26 protein-coding genes and 6 tRNA genes are annotated in these 23,269 nt (G+C 42.0%); 3 read left to right on the top strand and 29 right to left on the bottom strand.

Annotated elements, in window-relative coordinates; all coding sequences use genetic code 11:
- Nucleotide 1 precedes the first annotated feature (1 nt).
- The 13 genes from O3602_RS02855 to O3602_RS02795 all read right to left on the bottom strand — a co-directional run bounded on the left by O3602_RS02855 (nt 2) and on the right by O3602_RS02795 (nt 10,699).
- Nucleotides 2-1,288 carry a restriction endonuclease subunit S gene (locus tag O3602_RS02855; RefSeq protein ID WP_371611110.1) on the bottom strand — a complete coding sequence of 429 codons (1,287 nt, stop codon included), beginning with the start codon at nt 1,286-1,288 and terminating at the stop codon, nt 2-4.
- Nucleotides 1,281-3,389, bottom strand: coding sequence for an N-6 DNA methylase (locus O3602_RS02850; RefSeq protein WP_371611109.1), 2,109 nt, complete (start codon nt 3,387-3,389; stop codon nt 1,281-1,283). The genes O3602_RS02855 and O3602_RS02850 overlap by 8 nt, the downstream gene beginning before the upstream one ends.
- Before the next feature lie 120 nt (nt 3,390-3,509).
- Nucleotides 3,510-3,764, bottom strand: coding sequence for a Txe/YoeB family addiction module toxin (locus tag O3602_RS02845; RefSeq protein WP_013903192.1), 255 nt, complete (start codon nt 3,762-3,764; stop codon nt 3,510-3,512).
- A gap of 3 nt (nt 3,765-3,767) precedes the next feature.
- Nucleotides 3,768-4,022, bottom strand: coding sequence for a type II toxin-antitoxin system Phd/YefM family antitoxin (locus O3602_RS02840; RefSeq protein ID WP_003014291.1), 255 nt, complete (start codon nt 4,020-4,022; stop codon nt 3,768-3,770).
- Between the two features lie 251 nt (nt 4,023-4,273).
- Complete coding sequence (locus O3602_RS02835; RefSeq protein WP_371611108.1) at nt 4,274-5,368, bottom strand: nucleotidyltransferase; 1,095 nt, start codon at nt 5,366-5,368, stop codon at nt 4,274-4,276.
- A gap of 6 nt (nt 5,369-5,374) precedes the next feature.
- Nucleotides 5,375-6,115: a class I SAM-dependent methyltransferase gene (locus O3602_RS02830; RefSeq protein ID WP_371611208.1), complete on the bottom strand. Its 741-nt coding sequence runs from the start codon at nt 6,113-6,115 to the stop codon at nt 5,375-5,377.
- Nucleotides 6,116-6,415: 300 nt separating this feature from the next.
- Nucleotides 6,416-6,769 carry a ribosome silencing factor gene (gene rsfS, locus O3602_RS02825; protein WP_371611107.1) on the bottom strand — a complete coding sequence of 118 codons (354 nt, stop codon included), beginning with the start codon at nt 6,767-6,769 and terminating at the stop codon, nt 6,416-6,418.
- Between the two features lie 14 nt (nt 6,770-6,783).
- Nucleotides 6,784-7,284 carry a cysteine hydrolase family protein gene (locus O3602_RS02820; protein ID WP_342986548.1) on the bottom strand — a complete coding sequence of 167 codons (501 nt, stop codon included), beginning with the start codon at nt 7,282-7,284 and terminating at the stop codon, nt 6,784-6,786.
- Nucleotides 7,285-7,881, bottom strand: a complete 597-nt coding sequence (gene yqeK, locus O3602_RS02815; protein ID WP_049506414.1) for a bis(5'-nucleosyl)-tetraphosphatase (symmetrical) YqeK — start codon at nt 7,879-7,881, stop codon at nt 7,285-7,287. It abuts the gene before it with no gap.
- Complete coding sequence (locus O3602_RS02810) at nt 7,878-8,510, bottom strand: nicotinate-nucleotide adenylyltransferase (RefSeq protein WP_003012335.1); 633 nt, start codon at nt 8,508-8,510, stop codon at nt 7,878-7,880. Before O3602_RS02810 ends, yqeK begins: the two co-directional genes overlap by 4 nt.
- Nucleotides 8,511-8,531: 21 nt before the next feature.
- Nucleotides 8,532-8,843: a ribosome assembly RNA-binding protein YhbY gene (gene yhbY / locus O3602_RS02805; protein ID WP_003005853.1), complete on the bottom strand. Its 312-nt coding sequence runs from the start codon at nt 8,841-8,843 to the stop codon at nt 8,532-8,534.
- Nucleotides 8,844-9,062: 219 nt separating this feature from the next.
- Nucleotides 9,063-10,169 (bottom strand): ribosome biogenesis GTPase YqeH, encoded by a 1,107-nt coding sequence (gene yqeH / locus O3602_RS02800; RefSeq protein WP_049472983.1) that lies wholly within the window; start codon nt 10,167-10,169, stop codon nt 9,063-9,065.
- 2 nt (nt 10,170-10,171) lie between these two features.
- Complete coding sequence (locus O3602_RS02795) at nt 10,172-10,699, bottom strand: YqeG family HAD IIIA-type phosphatase (protein WP_371611207.1); 528 nt, start codon at nt 10,697-10,699, stop codon at nt 10,172-10,174.
- Between the two features lie 182 nt (nt 10,700-10,881).
- Between O3602_RS02795 and O3602_RS02790 the strand changes: the two genes are divergently transcribed.
- Complete coding sequence (locus tag O3602_RS02790) at nt 10,882-11,496, top strand: TVP38/TMEM64 family protein (RefSeq protein WP_009732361.1); 615 nt, start codon at nt 10,882-10,884, stop codon at nt 11,494-11,496.
- 72 nt (nt 11,497-11,568) lie between these two features.
- Here O3602_RS02790 and O3602_RS02785 read toward each other — a convergent pair whose 3' ends face one another.
- The 10 genes from O3602_RS02785 to rlmD all read right to left on the bottom strand — a co-directional run bounded on the left by O3602_RS02785 (nt 11,569) and on the right by rlmD (nt 21,071).
- The gene (locus O3602_RS02785) at nt 11,569-14,220 is read right to left on the bottom strand and encodes a valine--tRNA ligase (RefSeq protein ID WP_371611106.1); all 2,652 of its coding nucleotides are present in this window, start codon (nt 14,218-14,220) and stop codon (nt 11,569-11,571) included.
- Between the two features lie 18 nt (nt 14,221-14,238).
- Nucleotides 14,239-14,976: a hypothetical protein gene (locus O3602_RS02780; protein WP_371611105.1), complete on the bottom strand. Its 738-nt coding sequence runs from the start codon at nt 14,974-14,976 to the stop codon at nt 14,239-14,241.
- Between the two features lie 515 nt (nt 14,977-15,491).
- The gene (locus tag O3602_RS02775; protein WP_371611104.1) at nt 15,492-16,055 is read right to left on the bottom strand and encodes a GNAT family N-acetyltransferase; all 564 of its coding nucleotides are present in this window, start codon (nt 16,053-16,055) and stop codon (nt 15,492-15,494) included.
- Nucleotides 16,042-16,620 (bottom strand): flavin reductase family protein, encoded by a 579-nt coding sequence (locus O3602_RS02770; RefSeq protein ID WP_270298977.1) that lies wholly within the window; start codon nt 16,618-16,620, stop codon nt 16,042-16,044. The genes O3602_RS02775 and O3602_RS02770 overlap by 14 nt, the downstream gene beginning before the upstream one ends.
- Nucleotides 16,621-16,886: 266 nt before the next feature.
- Nucleotides 16,887-17,234, bottom strand: coding sequence for a helix-hairpin-helix domain-containing protein (locus tag O3602_RS02765; protein ID WP_371611103.1), 348 nt, complete (start codon nt 17,232-17,234; stop codon nt 16,887-16,889).
- A gap of 180 nt (nt 17,235-17,414) precedes the next feature.
- Entirely contained in the window at nt 17,415-17,669 is a 255-nt protein-coding gene (locus O3602_RS02760; RefSeq protein WP_013903179.1) for a DUF1912 family protein, read from the bottom strand.
- Between the two features lie 2 nt (nt 17,670-17,671).
- On the bottom strand, nt 17,672-19,018 hold the full coding sequence (locus O3602_RS02755) for a DUF438 domain-containing protein (RefSeq protein WP_049474396.1): 1,347 nt from the start codon (nt 19,016-19,018) through the stop codon (nt 17,672-17,674).
- Nucleotides 19,015-19,251 (bottom strand): DUF1858 domain-containing protein, encoded by a 237-nt coding sequence (locus O3602_RS02750; protein ID WP_049474395.1) that lies wholly within the window; start codon nt 19,249-19,251, stop codon nt 19,015-19,017. Before O3602_RS02750 ends, O3602_RS02755 begins: the two co-directional genes overlap by 4 nt.
- Nucleotides 19,252-19,264: 13 nt before the next feature.
- On the bottom strand, nt 19,265-19,708 hold the full coding sequence (locus O3602_RS02745) for a cytidine deaminase (protein WP_270298987.1): 444 nt from the start codon (nt 19,706-19,708) through the stop codon (nt 19,265-19,267).
- Nucleotides 19,709-19,718: 10 nt separating this feature from the next.
- On the bottom strand, nt 19,719-21,071 hold the full coding sequence (gene rlmD / locus O3602_RS02740; protein ID WP_003011951.1) for a 23S rRNA (uracil(1939)-C(5))-methyltransferase RlmD: 1,353 nt from the start codon (nt 21,069-21,071) through the stop codon (nt 19,719-19,721).
- A gap of 37 nt (nt 21,072-21,108) precedes the next feature.
- Here rlmD and recX point away from each other — a divergent pair, with 37 nt between their 5' ends.
- Both recX and O3602_RS02730 read left to right on the top strand, forming a co-directional pair.
- Nucleotides 21,109-21,891, top strand: a complete 783-nt coding sequence (gene recX / locus O3602_RS02735; protein ID WP_371611102.1) for a recombination regulator RecX — start codon at nt 21,109-21,111, stop codon at nt 21,889-21,891.
- Nucleotides 21,892-21,986: 95 nt separating this feature from the next.
- The gene (locus O3602_RS02730; RefSeq protein WP_371611101.1) at nt 21,987-22,520 is read left to right on the top strand and encodes a DUF402 domain-containing protein; all 534 of its coding nucleotides are present in this window, start codon (nt 21,987-21,989) and stop codon (nt 22,518-22,520) included.
- Nucleotides 22,521-22,617: 97 nt separating this feature from the next.
- Here the strand turns inward: O3602_RS02730 and O3602_RS02725 are convergent.
- The 6 genes from O3602_RS02725 to O3602_RS02700 form a co-directional block, all read right to left on the bottom strand.
- Nucleotides 22,618-22,691 (bottom strand) — tRNA-Pro (locus O3602_RS02725).
- Nucleotides 22,692-22,710: 19 nt separating this feature from the next.
- Nucleotides 22,711-22,784, bottom strand: a tRNA-Arg gene (locus tag O3602_RS02720).
- Nucleotides 22,785-22,820: 36 nt separating this feature from the next.
- Nucleotides 22,821-22,894, bottom strand: a tRNA-Arg gene (locus tag O3602_RS02715).
- 19 nt (nt 22,895-22,913) lie between these two features.
- Nucleotides 22,914-22,999, bottom strand: a tRNA-Leu gene (locus O3602_RS02710).
- Nucleotides 23,000-23,006: 7 nt separating this feature from the next.
- Nucleotides 23,007-23,078, bottom strand: a tRNA-Gly gene (locus tag O3602_RS02705).
- A gap of 23 nt (nt 23,079-23,101) precedes the next feature.
- Nucleotides 23,102-23,174 (bottom strand) — tRNA-Thr (locus tag O3602_RS02700).
- Nucleotides 23,175-23,269: the final 95 nt, after the last annotated feature.

Genomic DNA, 23,269 nt, shown 5'->3' with positions numbered 1-23,269 from the left:
ATTATACTCTCCTCTTCCCTGTTACATAATCATAAATAAGCGTTTGTCGTTGTTTATTAATATTTTCAATTTGCTTGAACTTGATTTTAATTAGTTCATCAATTCTGCTTGTTTCATTATCAAGAAAATCAACAATTTGGTCTTGTTCTTCACTTTTAGGCTGAGGAATACTCCAATTTTTAATTAAATTTTGACTGATGTTTGGTTGAGTTCCACCTTGTGCAGAAAAAATTAAATTACTTTTACTTGCTTCTATGGCATATTTCCCAAAACCAACTTTTTCAGAGGATCCCGACATTACGACAACTGCCTGATTAACACAAGCATCAATATAACTCACAGCCACATTGCCAACTGAAGCACCATACATTGCTAAAGCAACAAAAGGTGGTTGATATATTTTTAATGCCGAAGTAGATCTAAAACCTTGATAACTAATAGTTTTACTTACACTCGTCACTGTATCAGTTTGATATAAATCTCCAGATTGAATCCAATTTATATCACCATCATAGAATATTTCATTATCGCTTTTAGGCGTAGAACCACTACCAATTTCATCAAAGATATATTTGATAGCTTTCACTCCCCATCCTTCAGGAACCTGTCCAATCCAGTCGATTCCTGAATCTTTCATTGGGACTGTTTTATCCAGTCCTTTTGTGACGGTCTCATAAATCAAGCTAGAGCGGTAGTCTTTGAGCTTTTGAATTTGCTCCTCCAGTAGTGCTTTAGCTTTATCTAACTGGGTGGTTTTCTTGTCTAGAAAATCAGCAATTTTTTGTTGTTCTTTGATATCAAATAAAGGAACAGTAATATTTGAAACTAACTGTAAGTTTAGTCCATCCCTATCCTCGCCTTTTAACCCTCTTATATAAGAGTATCCAGCTTTAAAAAAGTAATATAAATACTGATTATTTAGCCTGTTTCCATCGACTATAAATGACGCTAATGATTGATTTGATGCCGTCTCAATAGCTAAAATTGCTACAGTACCTTTTGTTTTTCCTTGCCCATTCATAGCAAGCATTACCGTACCAATGGGCAACAGTTTTGTCGAAGAGTTCTTCAATGCTAAATTTGTTATAGTTTCAGCAGTATATTTTACAATTTCTTGATTAACTTCACCAGATGACATCCAATTTATATCCCCGTTCCAAAACAACAAATTATTTCTATCGGGAGTCGCACCTGCAGATATTTTTGAAAAATACTTAACTTTCCCACTCTCCCACTCTTCCGGAATCTGTCCAATCCAGTCGATACCACTCTCTTTCATCCTAGTCATGTTTTAGTTCCTCCAAGAGAGTCTGTAGTTCTGCTTCCAAGTCATAAAATTCTGCCAAGAGCTTGTCTGCACTTTCTGGTTCTTGGTATTGATAGAAATAGCGGGTAAAAGGAATCTCGGCTCCATAGCCCTTCTCCTCATCAAACCAGTAATGGGCGTCAGGTACATGGGGATAGACCTCACGCGCAAAATAGTCTTCAACGTCCTCTGTCAGCTTGACGATTTCACTGTCCTTGGTTGTCTTATCATAGACAATCCCTCCAGCAATCTCATTTGGCTTGTCTTTCTTCTTAGTGCGGATGACTTCTGCTGTCTTGTCCATTTCACTCATAGCTAGGGCTAAAGCATTGATATTTGCAGGCGTTACCTTGATATCCCCCAATAAGTCCTTAATGACTTGGACAAAGCTTTCAAAGTTAGGATAACTGTCATCCGTGATTCCTTCACCAAGAGCATCTAAGACAGCTTCTTGTTTGGCTTTTCCAGCTTCGAAGTCTTGTAATTTCTTCTCATCTTTGGCTGATCGTGGTTCCATCTCTAGTAATTCTTGATACTGGTATTCGTCGAATAGTTTAGCTAGGAAAGGAACGCTTTTGGCCTTCTCAATGGTTTCTTCAGTAATCCAGCCACGACGTTGCAGAGGTTGCATGACTGTATATTCTCGGTATAGAAACTCATTCTTATCAAAGATCTTCACATGGTCATTTTCTTTAAAATCATCATACCATTTGAGGATCTGGCGGATATTGTCTTGAGACAACTCACGACGTTTTTGTCCCAGAGATTTACGCAAAGGAACAAACTCTTCCGTCGCATCGATGAACTGGACCCTGTTTTGACGCTCAGGAGATTTGTTTTTATTGTAAATCCAGATATAAATCCCAATCCCTGTATTGTAGAAAAACTGTCCTGGAAGGGCAATAATAGCTTCCAACAAGTCATTCTCAAGGATGTAACGACGGATCTGACTTTCCCCAGATGAAGTACCTCCAGAAAAGAGAGGGGAACCGTTTGAAATGATAGCAGCTCGTCCATTTTCCTCTAGTTTAGCTAAACCATGAAGATGGAAAAGCAGCTGGGCATCGCCAGTTCCCGGAGTCGCTACAAAACGTCCTTGTCGACCTTCTGTAGTCACAAAGAGATTATGATCTGCCTTAACAGCTTCTTCGACGCCATCGTCCGCATCTTTCCCGCCCCAAGATTGACCAAAGGGAGGATTGGCAATAACAAAACTCATCTTCGTGTCTGGGAATGGATCGGGATCTTTTAGGGTGTCCGCCTTCACAAAATAATCCGAATCTTCCTGACGAATCAACATATCCGCTCGACCAATCCCAAAAGTCTCATCTAAAATTTCCTGACCAAAAAGACGGACAGTCGCTCCTGTATCTAGTTGACGGATGTAACTTTTGGCTGTCGCTAGCATACCACCTGTTCCAGCTGCCATATCTAAGATTTTCAACTCTTTTTTATCGACAAATAATTCTTCATCGGCTTCGATCAAGAGCAGATTGACCATTAGAGCAATAACTTCACGAGGTGTATAGTGCGATCCAGCTTCCTCATTTTCAGAAAAGCGACGGATAATATCCTCAAACATATAGCCCATCACCATAGAGTCCACCGAACTTGGCGATAAGTCGATCTGAGAGAACTTTTTGATGACAGTAAAAAGACGCCCAGACTTTGCAAGCGTGTGGACTTGTTCTTTAAACTTCAGATTTTCAATAATATCCTTCACACGATGCGAATAGCCATCTAGATAGGCAATAAAATTTTCTTCGATCGCATTGGGATCATTTTGGAGGTTTTCAAGTGTGAAAGGACTGGTATTATAGTATTTGTAGCCAGATTTGTTCTCAAGAACTTTCTCTGGTGTATTGGGATTTGACTGATAAAGGGCCACTACTTCGTCTTTGGTTGGCAATAAGGCAGCTTCTAGACGAGTCAAGACAAACATCGGAATGATGACATCTCGATACTTATCCGCACGATAAGCCCCACGTAAGGTATTTGCTATCGACCAAACTGCATTGACCACATTTGAAATCTGAACGTCGTTCGATTGAAATAATGGTAGTTTTTCTTTAAAATTAGACATTTGCTTCCCCTGTTTTTATATTAACATTCGCTTTTATTATACCATAAAAGCCCACTTATAAAGCGGGCTCAAATAATATTTTAAGTAAAACGATTATACAAGATCTTTAAGTACAAAGACCTAGTAATGATCTTTAAATGACAGAAAAGCGACACCTGACTCATCTAGCATATAAATCAGGCGATTCTCTGCATCAATCCGTCTTGACCATGCTCCTTGAAAGTCATATTTCAAAGGCTCAGGCTTACCAATCCCTGCAAATGGGTCCCTTTGGATCTCTTTGATAAGGGTATTGATTCGCTTCAGTGTTTTTTTGTCCTGACTTTGCCAGTAACAATAATCCTTCCAGGCATCTTCTGTAAACTTGAGTAACATCTGTTACCCCTCAATCTCATGGAGTTGAACCTGACCAGCTCGGACTTCTGCCATGCCCCGCAAGACCTTATCTGACAATTCCTTGTTCTGAGCTAGTCTCAGGGTTTCTTGTAGGCTGTCCCACTCGCTCTTAGAGATGACCACAATATCTTCGTCTGGATTCTTATTCACGACCGTTAAAGGCTCAAACTCATCATTCACCTTCTTCATATAATCCTTCAAATGATTGCGGAATGTTGAATAAACGACTGCTTCCATTGCCATACCTCATTCTACCTCTTTTCTATTATTATACATGAAAAAGAAAAACTTGTCAGGAACTTGTACAAGTTTTCCCTTCTCCAATTAATTATTCGTAAAAAATTTCTAAATTTGGTAAAAAAAAATCTACTGTCTAAAAGGAATTTTTAGACAGTAGATAAACATTGTTTCCGTGCATCATAAACTTCTTACCTTATGTGACAAAAACACCTTTATTTTTGGGGAAAAGGAGATTTCCGTGAGACATTTTATTCTTCCACCCTCACTGGCACCCGACCCCAGATCTGATCTCGCAATTGGGGATGGCCTAGCTGATACACCTGATCCGCTTGTTGGGTCAAAGCATCCCAAGGTTCCTTACCGATTCGAGTCACGATTTCTACTGATTTTTTCAAGCCTTTGAGGTGGGCTTGTCCCTTTGCGGAAAATCCTAAGACATGAATGGCATCAGGAAGAGCTTGATCCATCGCCCCTACCAAGATATAGGTCAAGATGCGGCGCACACGCGCCTTGGTATAGCGCTTGGTTGCGACTTTCTCCACCAGGTCTTCCACAGAGCTAGCACTCCGAACCGCATCCTTTATCCGATTGGCCAGTTCTTCATTGACCTGAAAAATCTGTGTCAAATCCGAATGGGTTAGGATTTGATAAAGGAGCAGTTGGTCATAATTCTCCCAAGATACCTGTGGAGCCGACTGAAAGAGTTGGCTATTGGGCATGAATCTAGCGACAAAGTCCTGATCTTCCTTGTGTAGGCGTAGACTAGTCGCAGAAGCATAGGCCACCTCTTTTTCTTCTGAATGGTAGCCTGCACCTTGCCGTTGGATAGGCTTGAGCGCAATCCCCTTCCCAGCACAAGCCTTGGCATAGGCTAACCCCAAGATATGATTGGGAGTATCCCCTGTGAACTCCACTCCAGCAAAGGTTTCCCACATTTTTTGGGTCTTTTGTGGATAGGATAAATCGTCTGGAAGACTTCGCAGGAAAGCTTCCATTTCCGCCTCATTCTCCGAGTAGACTGTCGCAATCGCTTGGTAATCTAAGACTTCTTCTGTCCCAAAGGTCAATTGGTCGATTCCTAGACGGGACAAGATTTCTACCGCTCCCTTGGCAAAATGATCAGCCGACTGAACAGCCACGAGAAAGGGGAGCTCGACCACTAGATCCGCTCCATTTTCCAGAGCCATCTGCGCACGTGTCCACTTGTCAACAATGGCAGGCTCGCCACGTTGAACAAAATTCCCAGACATGGCCACAATCTTCAGCCCTTCTGCCTGTTTCAACAGGTACTTGTGACCATTGTGAAAGGGATTAAATTCTGCAATAATACCTGTAACTGTCATGTTTTCCTACTTCTGTGCTACAAAAAACCATCGTTTGCTGGTCTTTGTTGGCTCCTTGTCTTCAAAGTCCGCATACAATTTGAAAGATTTAAAGCCAGCCTGCTCCAATAAGATGTCATATGTTAAAACTTCATAGGTGCGTTCCTCATGAACTTCATCGTGCCGACTAAAGGAGCCATCCTCTTCTTGAACAAAGAAGGTCAGCTCATGGACGATCGAGTGAGGGGCCGCATCCTCATAGGTATCCCAGAGCATGGCAAAATCTTCTGCGTTTTCGTGGTAAGAATATCCTGGGAAGACCTCATCTGTCTGATAGGTCGAATGGACATCAAAGATAAAAACACCATCTTCATTAAGGGCATTGTATACTTCTCTGAAGACATCCCCTACTTCTACCTCGTCTTGCATATAGCAGATAGAATCCGAGTAGCAGGTCACGAAATCATAAGTGCCTGCTTGCGAAAGGTCCAGCATATTGCCCTCGATAAAATCAATCTTTTGCTTGGCTGAAGCAGCTCTTTTTTCAGCAATTTTCAGCATGTCCGCACTCAGGTCTAATCCTGTCACATCAAAACCAGCTTGGGAAAAGCGGACAGACTGGATCCCTGTCCCACAAGCCAATTCCAGTAATTTTTTCCGCTCCTTGCTTTTAGGAAGATGCCGGAGGGAAAAATCCGTCCACAAGTCATACAGACTATCATCCATGACCGCATCGTAGACCGCCGCAAACGTTTCATAAGTCGCCATATTCATGATACCAAGTCCGCCCGTAATCCGATAGAAAATTAGGGGAGTGAGACAGAACGAGTTTTCAAAAAAATTCGTTCGTTGTCTCACCCCCGCAAGGCTGATTAGGTACTCTTCCGAGCTTAAAAAGCGAATGAAGAGTCCAATCAGCTACTGCGTCAAACAATAAATTTTAAAGTTAACAATTTGACATAGTCCTATCTATTTCCCGAGGAGTACAGGACGGGTTCAAATCCTTTCTTTCCATAGAATTTCAATTTAACCAACAAAACTCAGTTGCTACCAACTGAGTTTACCTGCTTATGCTAGGACTGCCGAAAGATCGACAGCACTTGCTTCGTGCCATAGCTTTTCTAGGTTATAGTGGGCATGCATTTCTTCTGAGAAGACATGGACCACCACACTACCTAAGTCAAGAAGGACCCAACCTCCAGTTGAGTCACCTTCGACGTGGCTAGCATTCCCACCAGCTTCAACGACCTTCTCGCGAATATTTTCAGCGATAGCCTCCAATTGACGGCTATTCATAGAGCTTGCAATGACAAAGTAATCTGTCACACTGGTTAAGCTTTGAACATCCAAAGCTACAATGTCCTCTGCACGCTTTTCATCTGCTGCTTTGACAACTAGTTCAAGTAGTTCTTTTTCTTTCATGTAATCCTCTTTCCTTAAAAAATTGATTTGTAATCTAAGACATCCGCAAAACGTTCTGCCCAAATATTTTCATAAAATTCATTAAGCGTTTCTGCCGGAATATCCTCTCCATCAAAGGTTGTGACAGCTCCTTCTGGAATGACCAGCTTGTAGCCGTATTCAAACCCCACTTTGACGGATGTATCGACACAATATTCTGTCTGCATACCACACAGGACCAGTTGTTCAATCCCTTGTTGATCCAAGTATTCTTTTAATCCTGTCTCTTTAAATATGCTATTGTATCGCTTCTGAAATACCTTTTCATTCTCCTGTCTTTTCAACAGGGGCGATAATTGCCAATCTTCCGAAGTTAAAGCCTCTGGCGTTTCAATATGCTGTATATAGATGATTTCAACCTGCTGTTTTCTAGCCTGATCTTGCAAATAAGCGATCTTCTCTAAGAGCTTTCCTGTCTCAAAACCTGTTTCCACTAAGATATTTTGTACATCAATAATGATAAAAGCTGTCTTCACTCACTGCTCCTCTTTCAAATACTTCACAAAGGCGTTATAGGTTTCAAGGGTTTGGGGATAAATGGGCAATCCTTGGTGGGCTAGGTGTTCGACCGTGCGAGCCGTCTCATAGGCCACGGCACGATCCAAAGAGACTTGGGCGATATCACGTGCTTGATCTACCCCTGGAAAGGTCCGGTTGTGCTCAATGTAATCAGCCACATAGACAATCTTGTCTAAGGTCGACATCTGTCCACTCCCCACGGTGTGAATCTCAATACTGCGAAGAATGGCTGGATCTGTCAGTCCGAGGTCTTCTTGGATCTTGTAAATCCCGACCATCCCATGCCAGACATTGTTGCCCCAGTTTTTTAATGCTGGATCCAGCTCATAGCGATCAATCAAGTCCAGAAATTCCTGATCTGATAGTTTCTTGGCGTAGTCATGTAACAAACCTGCTAGGCCAGCCTGCTCTTCGTCAGCCCCATAGCGTTTGGCCAAGTCACGCGCAGCCTTCTCAACCCCTAAACAGTGGGTTAGCCGCTTTTCTGGCAGGATTTGACGCATTTTTTCAAGCAAGACCTCACGAGAAAAGCCTAGATAGTTTTCATAGGTCATTGATACAATCCTTCTTTCTTGATATAGTCCAAGACTGGTTTTGGCAACATAAAATTCGGCGTCCGGCCTTTGGCCACAAAATCACGCACCATACTAGAGGAGATGTCCATGAGAGGAACATCCACCCAGATCACCGGATAAGAAGTCCCTGCCTTATAGCGTGGTCGCTGTACCCCGACAAATTGTACAATCTCCACCAATTCATCGATGCGGTGCCATTTTGGTAAATAATCCACCATATCTGCACCAATGATGAAGTAATAATCTGTGTCTGGATCCCGTTCATTGAGCAAGAGCATGGTGTCGTAGGTATAGGAAATCCCTTTCCGCTCGAGTTCAATCGTCTCGATCTCCAGACCTTCAATCCCTTCAATAGCTAATTCCAGCATCTTAAGGCGATGGTGCTCTGCAATCGTCCCCTTGGCATCGACATGCGGTGGCTCATACTCAGGCATCAAGAGCACCTTATCTAACCCTAATTGTTGGCGCACTTGATCCGCAACGACCAAATGGGCATTGTGGACCGGATTGAAATTTCCACCCAAAATACCAACTTGTTTGCGTTTCTTGTCTTTGATCTCTGGCTCTAACTCTACCTTGGTAAAGGGAGTCAATAGTTCAATTGCCATAGGTTTGCTCTCCTCGATGTCTTAAATTTCTTTTACCTTCGCTGAAATTTTACGATTTTCTTTTTTGCTTGATTGTTTGAACAAGATGAGAATCCGACCAATCTTTTGGACCGTTTCCACACCGATTTCCTCTTCCAAGATTTCTGCTACTTCATGGATATTCTCATCCGTATTTTGAAGAAGGGTCACCTTGATGAGTTCACGCGCATCTAGCGCTTGGCGCACACTGGTTTTGATTTGGTCATTGAGCCCGTTTTTCCCGATTTGGATAATGGGTTTGAGGCTGTGGGCTTGGCTATTGAGGAAAGCCCGTTGTTTGGATGTTAATGTCATATTTTTTTCATTGTTTCTTTTTTGATACTTTTCTGATGTGGTGGCGGTCGTCAGCGACCTCCTAGCGGAGTTCCATGACTTAAATTTGAGCCTAAAGTCTCAAATTTTCCGCGACTAAGTAGTAAAATATCTACTTAGGCTTTCACCACAGCGAAAAGTATCCTTTCTAGGCTCGTTGCACTCGCCCAGTCTACAAAGAAACTATTTCCTTTCAAATTTTTAAATGATAGCTTTGCGGGTAACGACGGCGACGCCTTCTGGTGCCCAGACGGCTACTTTGGCTTCTCCATTGACGCGGATCCATCCGAGTCCTGAGATGACCAGGTCTGTCTTGTCCTTGATGGTAAATTCATGAGAAACCAATGGTGGGAATTCTTCTTTTTCCTTGCTGTTAGGAGGTGTTAGTAAGCCACCGACATGCTTGTCATAAAAGGCGGTCGCTCCTTCTAGCTTGGTTCGGTGAAGCTTGAGTTCGTTGTCAAAGAAGGCGGTAAAACCTTGTTTTTCTCCCTTGATAAAGTCAAAGCGTCCCAGACCACCCAAGAAGAGGGTTTGCTCTGGATTGAGCTGATAAGTCTTGGGCTTGATTTCCTTTTTAGGGCTGACATACTTGAGGTTTTTCGCCGTCAAGTAGTGAGCCATCTGGTGGCGATGGATAATCCCCGGTGTATCGTAGATGTAGGATCCATCGTCCAGTGGGATTTCGATCTTGTCCAGTGTCGTCCCTGGGAAGCGAGAGGTCGTGATGATATCCTTGTCCCCAGTGATTTCTTGGATGATCGCATTGATAAGGGTCGATTTCCCAACGTTGGTCACACCCACCACATAGACGTCACGGCCCTTACGGTACTGCTCGATCTTTTCCATCAAGTCCTTGATAGCACTCTTGTTTTGAGCAGAGGTGAGGACCACATCGACAGGACGCATGCCTTCTTCGTGGGCCCGCTCCATTAACCAATGGGTCACCTTGCTATCCTTGACAGACTTGGGCAAGATGTCTTTTTTGTTTCCAACCAAGAGGACATCGTTCCCTGCTACAAAGCGTGGCAGGCCAGGGATAACGGATCCATTAAAGTCAAAAATATCCACTACATTGACCACGAGTGCGTCACTATCCCCTACTTCGTGAAGGAGCTTTAGGAAATCATCATCTGTCAGATGCACATCTGTGATTTCATTATAGTGACGCAGACGGAAACAGCGTTGGCAATAGACTTCGCCTGTTTCCAAGCCCTTTTCAAGAGCTGATTGGGGAGTATAACCTAATCCCTCTTTGTTTTCTGTCTGAATGGGGGCTCCACAGCCAATACAGAATAATTCTTCCATTCTTAAATTCCTTTTTTATATACAATCGGACCATATTTTTCGGCCATTTGCTTCATAACACGGCGTTCACGCGCCCGGTTGATCTGCGTCTTGATCGAGTCATGCTCGACCAAAGGCTTGACCAAAATCGAACGAATGCCTGCACGATGGGCAGCCCGAATATCGGTCATCAGTTGATCCCCGACCATGACCACTTCTTTTTTCTCATAGTGGAAACGTTTGAGGGCACGATCAATCCCAAAGGTAAAGGGCTTGAGCGACCAGGCTTCATAGTCAATATCAAATTTCTCAACAGCGCGCTTGACCCGTTTGGGACTATTATTAGATACCACGATAACCCGAATCCCTCCATCACGAAGGTCATGCAACCACTGGCGCATCTCAGGAGTTCCATCCGGATTATTCCAAGCAATCAAGGTATTATCCAAATCCACAAGGACCGCCTTAATACCTTTTTTTTTCAAGTCTGTAACGGTGAGATCATAGGCTGCTTCCACCGCAAAATCTGGTTTGTAATTTTCGATTGACACGTTTTTCTCCATTTTTTATACTCCTTTCATTGTAGCATAAAAAGGCCCATTTTGCACCCGCTTCACGACTAAAACAGCGACAGACTCCGATCAGGTCGCTTTCACTACTCAAAAAATAGACAAAATCCTTACAAAGTTCCAAAAACATGGTATAGTAGAAGAAAAAGAACTCGGAATTTTTTATGAAACAAACAAGCTTAAAAGAGGTCTCTCCTCTTCTCCAGCGCATCATTAATTGGTCGTCCATCATTGGAGCTCTTGGGACCTTGGCCTTTTGTATCTGGGCCTACTTTGCTGGCATCCTTCAATCCAAGGAAACTCTGTCTGCCTTTATTTTGCAAGCAGGTATTTTTGGACCACCTCTCTTTATCTTTCTTCAGATCCTTCAGACAGTGGTCCCTATTATTCCCGGCGCCCTGACATCTGTAGCAGGTGTCTTCATCTATGGTCATATTATCGGGACCATTTACAATTACATCGGGATCGTCATTGGCTGTGCCATTATCTTCCACCTAGCCAGAATGTACGGACCTAAGTTTGTCCAATCCATGGTCAGTCAGAAAACCTACGACAAGTACATTGGCTGGCTCAATGAAGGCAAGCGGTTCGATCGCTTCTTTATCTTCATGATGATCTGGCCGGTTAGTCCCGCCGACTTCATCTGTATGCTGGCAGGTCTGACCAATATGACCTTCAAACGCTACATGACCATCATCATCCTCTGCAAACCCATCACCCTCGTCATCTACACCTACGGCCTGACCTATATCATCGATTATTTCTGGAAAATGGTCTAAAAATAGGTTACTTAAACTTTTTCTCTTACAGAATCATACAAAAAAACACGGCATCCCGCCGTGTTTCTGTGTTTATTTAACCAACTTCTTCATCTCATCAATCCGTGCTACGGTCGCATCGTACTTCGCTTGGTAGTCGGCTTGTTTGTCGCGTTCTTTTTGGACGACTTCTGGTTTGGCATTGGCTACGAAGCGTTCGTTAGAGAGCTTCTTACCGACCATATCCAGTTCTTTTTGCCATTTGGCTAATTCTTTTTCAAGACGAGCCAATTCTTCTTCGACATTGAGAAGGTCAGCAAGTGGCAAGTAGATTTCTGCCCCTGTGATGATGCTGGACATAACCAAGTCAGGTACTTCGACATCTGCTGCAATTTCCAAGTGTTCTGGATTTGTGAAGCGTTTGATGTAGTTAACGTTGTCATTGAAGAAGGCATTGAGCTTGCTGTCGCTTGTCTTAATCAAGATAGTGATTGGCTTGCTTGGCGCTACGTTCACTTCTGCACGTGAGTTACGAACAGAGCGAATCACATCTTTAAGAGCTTCAACGCCGGCTGCTGCTTCTTCGTTTTCAAACTCTGGACGAACCACTGGGTATTCCGCAGTCACGATCGTTCCTTCAGAGATTTGGCCATAGATTTCTTCAGTCACAAATGGCATGATTGGATGAAGGAGACGCAAGATTTGATCCAAGGTGTATAGAAGGACAGAACGAGTGATGACTTTTTCGTCCTCATTGTCGCTATAAAGCACTTCCTTAGTCAACTCAACATACCAGTCCGCAAACTCATCCCAGATGAAGTTGTAGAGGATGTGACCAGCGACACCGAATTCAAACTTATCAAAGTTTTCAGTGACCTTACCGATCGTTTCATTGAGGTTGTGGAGAATCCAGCGGTCTGTCACGTTACCTGCTTGACCAGCAGCCACTTTAGCCACATTTTCACGAGCCACATCCAAGGTCAACCCTTCATTGTTCATGAGGATATAACGTGAGATGTTCCAAATCTTGTTAATGAAGTTCCAAGACGCATCCATTTTCTCGTAAGAGAAACGCACGTCTTGACCCGGTGCAGAACCGTTTGAAAGGAACCAACGAAGGGCATCAGCACCATATTTCTCGATGACATCCATTGGGTCAATACCGTTACCGAGTGACTTAGACATCTTACGCCCTTGCTCATCACGAATGAGACCGTGGATAAGGACATTTTGGAATGGCTGACGACCAGTGAATTCCAATGATTGGAAGATCATACGAGACACCCAGAAGAAGATGATATCGTAACCTGTTACCAAGGTTGACGTTGGGAAGTAACGTTTGAAGTCTTCTGAGTCGACATCCGGCCAGCCCATAGTTGAGAATGGCCAAAGGGCAGAACTAAACCAAGTATCTAAGACATCTTCGTCTTGTTTCCATCCGTCACCTTCTGGAGCTTCTTCACCAACATACATTTCACCCTTAGCATTGTACCAAGCAGGGATTTGATGACCCCACCAGAGCTGACGAGAGATTACCCAGTCGTGGACATTTTCCATCCATTGAAGGAAGGTATCGTTGAAACGAGGTGGGTAGAATTCTACCTTGTCCTCTGTATCTTGGTTAGCAATAGCATTTTTCGCCAATTGATCCATCTTAACGAACCATTGTGTAGACAAGCGTGGCTCAACCATAACCCCTGTACGCTCTGAGTGACCAACTGAGTGGGTCATCTTCTCAATCTTAACAAGGGCACCAATTTCTTCTAACTTCTTGATAACAGCCTTACGAGCTTCAAAGCGGTCCATGCCGTTGAATTCGCCAGCCAATTCATTCATAGTACCATCATCGTTCATAACGTTGACTTGTGGCAAGTTATGACGTTGTCCAACCAAGAAGTCATTAGGGTCATGGGCAGGAGTGATTTTAACCACACCAGTACCAAATTCAGGGTCTGCGTGTTCATCACCAACGATTGGGATTGGCTTGTTCAAGATTGGCAAGATAACATTTTTACCAATCAAGTCTTTATAACGGTCATCATTTGGGTTAACCGCTACGGCAGTATCCCCAAACATAGTCTCAGGACGTGTTGTTGCTACTTCAAGGGCACGTGAACCGTCTTCCAACATGTAGTTCATGTGGTAGAAGGCACCTTCGACATCCTTGTGAATCACCTCGATATCAGAAAGGGCTGTACGGGCTTTTGGATCCCAGTTGATGATAAATTCACCACGGTAAATCCAACCTTTTTTGTAAAGCTCTACAAAGACCTTACGAACCGCTTTTGACAACCCTTCATCAAGGGTAAAACGCTCACGAGAGTAGTCTACAGAGAGCCCCATCTTACCCCATTGTTGCTTGATAGTCGTCGCATACTCGTCTTTCCATTCCCAGACTTTATCAAGGAATTTTTCACGACCCAGGTCATAACGAGAGATGCCGTCCTCAGCTAAACGCGCTTCTACTTTAGCTTGAGTGGCAATCCCAGCATGGTCCATACCTGGAAGCCAAAGCGTATCGAAACCTTGCATACGTTTTTGACGGATGATGATATCTTGCAAAGTTGTATCCCAAGCGTGACCAAGGTGAAGTTTACCAGTTACGTTTGGTGGTGGAATAACGATTGAATAAGGCTTAGCCTTTTTATCGCCTGAAGGCTTGAAAACATCTTCGTCAAGCCATTTTTGGTAACGACCAGCCTCAACCTCGGCTGGATTGTATTTAGGTGAAAGTTCTTTAGACATGTGTGTGTCCTTTCTAGTTTATATATTTAATAATTTTCTTTCTTCATCATTTAGAATTAGAAAATTAATATATTTTTGTTGATTTGTATTTTCTAAATTCTGATCAGTTAAAATACTATGGAGTAAAAACTTAATTGTTACATATTCTTTCATTGAAAATTCATGCCAATTTGTTTTTCCGTCTTCAATATTAGAAAGATGAACTTTATTTCTCAGTCTTCTAAATTCGTTTAAAGCACGTAATTCTTCACGATCAAAATTTAATATCTTAGGTTTATTTTTCTTATTATTTCTAGATTTCACCTTTTTTAGTAAATCATCTAATTTCATTTGAACATCAATAGGTTTTTCAACGGCTTGCAAAATTTGAGTTCTAACTTTTTTTCTAATCCCATGCTCATCTAAAAATTCATTTGAGTCTATTTCTTTTCCAACAATTGTAAAGTGGACCTGTGTTTGTAGTCCATTAAATTTTATCATTTCCTCAAGAATAGCTTCAATAACAGATATAGAAATGATGATATAATTCTTATAAATCATTTTTTCAATCATACTATGAAGGTTTAATTCATTTAATTGTAATTGTAAAAATTCTAGATACTGTAAACTATAAGAAATATTACTTCTAACCTCATCTGCTAAATTTTGTAAATATCCTGAAGAAATTACATTCTTATACTGATTCACTAAATTGGGTTTCCAACGCTTTGAATAAGTTACTCCCTTTGAATTCAATAAACTTTCTAGTTTATCCATTTCACTTCCCTCTTTATCATCTTTATTACAGAAAACATCTTAACTATCCTAAGTATAGCTATACCCTTCTGTGACTTTAGCCACCAAGATATCAAATTCAGACACAATTATCTGAATTCTGTTAAACTTTTTAAATCCCTAAATGGCTTTTTCATCTTTCTGTTCCTTATAAATCTTTCCTTTTTCTTCTAAAATTTCATATTACTTTAAAGATAGAAAGAGAGCAACACTTTTGCTACTCATTGCAATAAAAAGTAATATGTTACTCACTTGCACATATAGATTGAATTCACACTAAAAGTTCACAAAAGCAATCCAGACTACAGAACATCTCCTTGTTTAAACCTATAATCATTCAAAATATTCTTTGATGATAAGCTTCTTCAAAGGATTGGACACTCAGGTACAATACAGAATTGCTTTGTTAGATCTCACCAGATAACCTGCAGATGTGATAGTGTCCAGATTATAAGTCTAATTCTCACCAAACTGTTCGAAATTATCGAACAGTTCAACTAACAGTTTACCCCCCACTCACTCTTCAGCAAGCCATATCTCAAATCATCACAGCGGTTGCCTTGAGCATCTTTGCGGTCTCTTATGCGAGCTTCGAGGGTAAAACCAAGTTTCTCAGCGACTCGTCGACTTTGGACATTGTAGCCAAAGCAAGACAATTCTATCTTGTGAAGTCCCAATTCTTCAAAAGCTAGATCAATCAAAGCACGCGCCGCTTCAGGAACATAACCTCGGCCCCAATAGTCTGGGTGCAAGGTATAGCCAATCTCCAGCACATCGTCTTCGTGGCGATGGTTGAAGTCAACAGAGCCAATGATTTTATTGGTTCCTTTGACCACAATTCCATAGCCTGCTGGGAGATTGTCCTTTTCATTGCGCTCGGGAAGGATATGCTCTAGATAATAAATCTCATCTTCCAAGGTCTTAACGGGTGGAAAGCCTGCTGGGTAAGAAACCTCTGGGAGACTAGCGTAAGCATGGATATCCTCAGCATCCGCCACTGTTCGGACTCGTAAAACCAGACGCTCCGTTTCGATTTTATCTGGCAACTCAGCTCTTGTCATTCTTCTTCCTCGCTTTCTTCATAAAGCTTCCCATAGGGTCGACTCGGTCGTCCAGATAACGATAAACGCGCTGATGACCGTCCCCCATAAAGTAAGTCGGTGCAAAATGGTCATTTTTAAAATGCCCCTTGTCATCTAAGAGCTCTGGATCAGCCAGTCGCTTGAGAATCTTGGCAAAAATATGACAGATGCCATCTTCCTCGATAATCCGATCCACCTGGCAATCCAAAACGACTGGACAAGCCTCTAAAATAGGAGCCTGGGTCCGTTCAGAAATCTCGTAGTCAAGCCCCAGGAGTTTCAATTTCTCCCGATGGCTGATAAAGCCAGCCTGTTCCATATGGAGCATGAGGTTTTCGTCAGGGATGTTCACAGTGAACTGTTGGTAATGCTTAATCTGGTCAGCCGAATTTTCCTCAGCACCAACACCGATGACCAGCCAATCTCCCAAGCTATAAGAGGAACTGCAGGTTGTGATATTGTACCCAAAGTTCTGGTCCTGATACCCCAAGATGAAAATCGGAAAACCGTAGTAGAGTTTGCTGGTGTTAAAAGATTGTTTCATGACAAGCTCCTTCAGCTAGCGGGATAAAAGAAAAATCGTCCCTGTCATTAATCTGACAGGGACGAATGTGTTGATCCGCGGTACCACCCAATTTCGGGCAATGCCCGCAACTTTGTTTATTTCATTTTCATCCATTAGCAACTAGTTTTGACACATTTGTGGACTTCTCAGCACCGCCACTTTCTGTAAAATGTGGGATTCAAAACACCTCTAATAGGTTCATTTTAGCAAGTTTTCCTGGAAATAGCAAGAAATCATAAAAGCGATTATTTAAATTTAACGCCTAGTTCTTTCAATTTCTTGGTTGTAGCTGGGCCGATTCCTTTAAGGGCCAACAACTCTTTTTCTGTCCAGTTTGCGAAGTCCGCAACAGAGCGAATACCTTCATCATAGAATGTTTGCGCACGATCAAGTGCTACACCTTCCAAACTTGCAGCAAATTCTTCCACTGAAGAAGCCGCATGTTTCACTTCTTTCGCCACTGCTTTTGTAGCTTTCTCAACCTTTTTAGGTGCTTCTTTCACAGCTGCAGTTACAGTTGCGACAGCTTTTTTCAAAAGATGTCTATTTTGATGTTTGTATTGTTTCGCACGGTTTACGTTCTTCTTTGCCATTTTTCCTCCTAAATTCAGTGATCAATTCCTAAGGCAACAAGGTTTCATCACTATCATTCCATTCAAAAATCCGTTGATGTCATTTCAACTTTTTTATTGTATCACAATCCCCTAAAAAATCAAGTCATTGCTCAATTTTCAGGTAAATCTAGCTAGTTAAACGCCTTCAATATGGTGTTTTTAATATTTTCTTTCACCAAAGAGGCCATCTGGTAAATCATGAAATCCTTTTCCAGCATGGAAATTTTCAAACTTTCCTTGCAAGAACTGATAAGCATCTAAACGGCTTTCATAGCGAATCATGGCTATTTTAGCTCGTTCGTCCTGGTCTTCATCAAAAACCTTTTTACTTTCTTCGAGAGCCATTTCATTGATCATAACTTGGGTCTTGATCCACTCCTCAAACTCCTTCATAAACTCTGTTTCGTAACTCATCTTTATTCCATTCCTCTATAAAAATCCGTATCGATCTCCCGATAAGGTTGAATGTCCTGAACATATTCCAAGACGCCTTGAAAGTCTCCCGCTTCATCACGCACTGCTGCATAGGTGACATGGACAAATTTCCCACGCGATTCTGATTTGAACCACATTTCATACTTGTCTTTTTTCCCTTCACGAAGCCCCTGCATAATCGCTTTGACCTTCTCCAAATATTTCGGTGGGTGACACAGCTCAACATTGCGTCCTACCTGCGATGGCGTCCTCTTAAAAATCATTTCCTCAAAAGGCGCAGCATCATTGTAATATTGGAAAATTTCATCCTTATTGACAAAGGTGATCTCCATTGGTAACTGGTTCAAGATTAAATTCGCTTGCTCCACCGATAAAAATCCATGACCAAAAGCTTGTGGCTGCTTGCGATCGAAGCTCTCTTCTTTTTTCTTAGGCGTGAAGGTAATCGTCAATTGTCCCTCAGGAGTCTCAATGACCTGACGGTGCTCATCTCCTTTTGAAGAAGGAAGCGGTTCAGTTGAACTCTCTGACTCTCTTGCTCCTTCTTCCTTGAAGTCCACACGTTTCGGCACCCATTTCTCACTTGAGAGAATAATGGCATAACCATAAGCATCACTTTCTTCTGCAATGGAGAGCCAGTCATCCTGGGTAAAGGACTCCAGCAAAATCATCAAGAGGATCGACTCTTCCTTGAAGATCATGCCCTCAAACTCTTGTGCAAAGGCTTCAAAGCGTTCCTTGACTTCAGAAATACTAGAATCCGGTAATTTCTTTGCCGCATCCAAAGTTTTAGCAAAGAGTTCCCGAATCTGGTCATCTACTCCCCACATCACTTTTGGTGGGGAATCATGACCATATTTTTCCATAATCGGAAACATCAACTCTTCCTTACGACGGTAATGCCGGTCAAATTGACCCACCAAGCCCAGCTGACGTAACAAGCCCTTATGAATCTCCTGAATCATCTCAGGATCCTCAGTCGTCTCATAATTGTCTAGCAAGCGACGTACCCGCATCATAGCGGCTCGAAGGGCTAAGTTCTCCTGTTTAAAGATTTGAACAGGATGCCCTGGGTGGTCAGTATCTGCTACTTCGACCCCTTGAACCGCATTCTTAAAGAGATTGGCATGGACATCACAAAGCTCCATAACATCTTCAAAAGTAACCCCTGCATCGGAGTTCATCAGTTCATGCTCCATGAGAGAGATCTCAATCGCAGAAACCCCTGCAAAGGTCGCATCAAAGCGCTCTTGGACCGACTCAGGAGATGCTCCATGATGCAGGTCTAATAAGATATCTCTCAAGACATGAATTCGTTCATCACTCATTGGTCTAGCCCCACTACTTCATAGCCATTAGCTTCTAGCGTTTGTACAATCTTCTCCATGGGGGTACCTTCTAAATTTGATCCTTGTTTCAAGGAAACCTTGCGCCCAACTGTATTACGCATGATGGGGTTGGCTAAAGGTTTAAAGCCCAACTCCACCAACAAGTCCAATACTTCCGGATGTTGATCAATGACTTGAGCCACTGGAATCGATACATCAATAACATTGTCCATTTATTTATTTCCTCTACTCATTCCCTTTATTTTCTCTTTGACGAGCCCGTTCTTCGCCCCACCAAAGAGGCATCAGTTCACCTAAAGTAATGATCTTACGACTTTCATAATCCACCATAAATTCTAGATGACGATTCTCTGCATTTAGCTCAAGGAGAAATTCACGACAGGCTCCACAAGGCATCCCGGAACCTTCTCCATAAGGAGGCTTGTCTCGAAAAGCAATAATACGCTTGACCTTAGTCTGTCCTGATTGTTGATACATGTTGAAGAGAGCTGCTCTTTCGGCACATAAATGAAAGACACCGCAGGTTCCTTCCATACAAAAGCCCGTAAAAATCTGACCATCTGCAGCCTCAACAGCAGCAACCACATGTCGAGCATAGACAAAATCTGAAACCTCTTGAGGCGCATAGAGAGCTTTAGCCTCAAGATAAAGTTTTTCCCAAATATCCATTCTTCTACTTTCACTTCTTCACTAACTTCACAACTGCTTCCGTCCGTGCTGTATGGGGAAACATATCCACTGATTGAATGTATTCAACCTGATAAACCTTCGTCAAAGCCACTAGATCCCGTGCCAAAGTAGAGACATTACAAGAGACATAGACCATCTTTTCAGGTGCATAGTGCAACAAGGTCTCGATTAATTTTGTCCCCAAGCCCGTACGAGGTGGATCCACGATCACAGCATTGGCCCGATAGCCTTCTTGGTACCAGCGAGGAATGATCTCTTCTGCTGTACCAGCCTCATAGTGGGTATTCTCAAATCCCATCCGTTTAGCATTGTATTTGGCATCTTCAATCGCTTCAGGAATAATATCCATCCCCCGAACACTTTTCACTCTATTAGCAAAAGCAAACCCAATCGTTCCAACCCCACAGTAGGCATCAATCAGGTGATCCTCTGGAGAAACATCTAGAGCCTTGACAGCCTCACTATACAATACTTCAGTTTGTTCCGGATTCAACTGGTAAAAGGCTCGAGGAGACAGGGAGAATTCATAATCCAAAACACCTTCCAAAATGGCCTCTTCTCCCCAAATAATCTGCGTTTGTTCCCCATAGATCTCACTGGAACGAGACGTATTTTTATTAACGGCAACTGTGACAATCTCAGGGTGTTTCGTGACCAAGTCTTGCACCAAATTGTTTACGTTAATCTGACGACTGGTGACCACAATGATCTGAACCTGACCAGACTTCCGAGCCCGTCGAACCATCATGGTTCTGACACCCAGTTCTTTACGCTCATCAGCAATCGGAATCTGATAATATGTCAATAAATCCGCTAGATCGTTGGCGATAGCTTGAATAACCGGATCTTGAACCAAACAATCTTTTAATTCCACCAAATAATGTGAATTTTGAGCATAGAGTCCCGCCTTCACCTGGCCCTTGAATTTCCTTGTTTGAAATTGCAATTTTGCCCGATAGTAAAGAGGCTCCTGCATTCCAATTGTCGGCCGAATATCATACTGTTCAAATCCTTCAGGTGAGAACTTCTTCAAGGCCTGTTGCAATAAATCTGTTTTAAATTCCAGCTGCTTGTCATACTTCAAATGCATGATTTGGCAGCCACCACAGGTCTCATAGATATCACACATGGGCGTCACACGAAACTTAGATGCCTTATTCACAGATAGGAGTTTGGCTTCCGCAAAATTTTTCTTGACACTTGTAATTTGGCAGAAGATATCTTCTCCCTTCAAGGCACCTGGCACAAAGACAAGTGTTTTTTTATAAAAGCCAATCCCTTCTCCGTTAATTCCCATTCGTTTAATTTTCAAAGGAATTTTTTGTTTTACTTTAACGTTCATATCCCTATCTTAACACATTTTTCGGTATAATAAAAACATGAAAATTACAAAACTAGAAAAGAAAAAAAGACTCTACCTCCTGGAATTAGACAATGATCAAAAACTTTATATTACAGAAGACACCATCGTCAAATATTTCCTTTCCAAAGAGAAAGAAATCAGTGAAGAGGAACTAAAAGAAATCCAAGAGTTTGCTCAATACTCCTATGGTAAAAACCTGGCCCTTTACCATCTTTCTTTTAAAGCTCGAACAACAAAAGAAGTCCGAGACTACCTGACAAAATATGAGATTGATAGTGGCATTATTGATAAAGTGGTCCAACAGCTAAAAGAAGACAAGTGGTTAGATGATCGTCAATATGCAAGAAACCTGATAGAGGCCAACCTTCTCAGTGGCGATAAGGGCCCTGCCTTATTACAACAAAAAATTCAACAAAAAGGAATCTCAAAATCTACCCTTCAAGAAATTCTTGCAGACTATGATTTTTCAGAAGTGATCGACCGTACCGCAATAAAACTCCTAAAAAAATACCAAGGAAAATATCCGTTAAAAGCCATTGAAACGAAAATCATCCAAGCACTCATTTCAAAAGGTTTTGCTTACAACCAAGCAAAGACAGCATTCCAAAATCTCGAACTAGAAGCAGATGAAGAAACAACAAATGAGCTCATTCTAAAAGAGTTAGAAAAACAATACCGTAAATACAGTAAAAAATATGAAGGCTATGACCTAAAACAACGTTTAACCCAAGTACTGGCCAGAAAAGGCTACGATTATAGTGATATAACATCAGCCATTAGAGAATTTTTAGATTCATAAACCAAATTGAAAATTAAATAGAAAAATAAGAAAAAATTTGAAAAAATATGATACAATATAGAGGATATACTTAGATTGTAGAAAGTTGGTAAGTTATGAAACTACCTAAAGAAGGCGACTTTATTACAATTCAAAGTTATAAACATGATGGCAGTTTACACCGTACATGGCGTGACACCATGGTATTAAAGATAACCGAAAATGCAATTATTGGAGTAAATGATCATACACTTGTTACTGAAAGTGATGGTAGACGTTGGATCACGCGTGAACCAGCGATCGTTTATTTCCATAAAAAATATTGGTTTAACATCATCGCCATGATCCGTGACAATGGTGTGTCTTACTACTGTAACCTAGCAAGTCCTTTTCACATTGACCAAGAAGCCTTAAAATATATCGACTATGATCTCGATGTCAAGGTCTTTACCAATGGTGAAAAAAAATTGTTAGATGTTGAAGAATACGAGCAGCACAAAGAAAAAATGCACTATTCAGATGACATCGACTTTATTTTAAAGAAAAATGTTAAGGTTCTAGTAGATTGGATAAACCAAAGCAAAGGTCCTTTTTCTGAGGAATATATCAAAATTTGGTATAACCGTTATGTTGAACTGCGAAATAAATAAAGTTGAAAAGAGCGAAAGCTCTTTTTTCTTATAAATTAATAAAAAAATAACTACAAAAAAAGTCTAATGTCAACCATTAGACTTTTTCGATACACTATCGGGAAGACAGGATTCGAACCTGCGACACCTTGGTCCCAAACCAAGTACTCTACCAAGCTGAGCTACTTCCCGATCTAAAGCTACCGCTTTATGCACCCTAGAGGAGTCGAACCTCTAACCGCCTGATTCGTAGTCAGGTACTCTATCCAGTTGAGCTAAGGGTGCTCATTCCTATTCAATTATTACATAGCCTTCCGACCATGCACCCTAGAGGAGTCGAACCTCTAACCGCCTGATTCGTAGTCAGGTACTCTATCCAGTTGAGCTAAGGGTGCTTCTTTCAACCTTTGTCTATGCCGAGGACCGGAATCGAACCGGTACGATCGTTACCAATCGCAGGATTTTAAGTCCTGTGCGTCTGCCAGTTCCGCCACCCCGGCCTCCTCAAGCGAACGACGGGATTCGAACCCGCGACCCCCACCTTGGCAAGGTGGTGTTCTACCACTGAACTACGTTCGCATTGCTTTCTTTATATAAAAAAATGCCGGCTACATGACTTGAACACGCGACCCTCTGATTACAAATCAGATGCTCTACCAACTGAGCTAAGCCGGCTCATTATTATTCTATTATGCGGGTTAAGGGACTTGAACCCCCACGCCGTAAAGCGCCAGATCCTAAATCTGGTGCGTCTGCCAATTCCGCCAAAC

Origin of the sequence: Streptococcus sp. 27098_8_186 (genome assembly GCF_041432055.1) — a bacterium.
Taxonomy (GTDB): Bacteria; Bacillota; Bacilli; order Lactobacillales; family Streptococcaceae; genus Streptococcus; species Streptococcus dentalis.
Note: the sequence above shows the minus strand (reverse complement) of the source record. Positions and strands in the feature narration are given on the sequence as shown.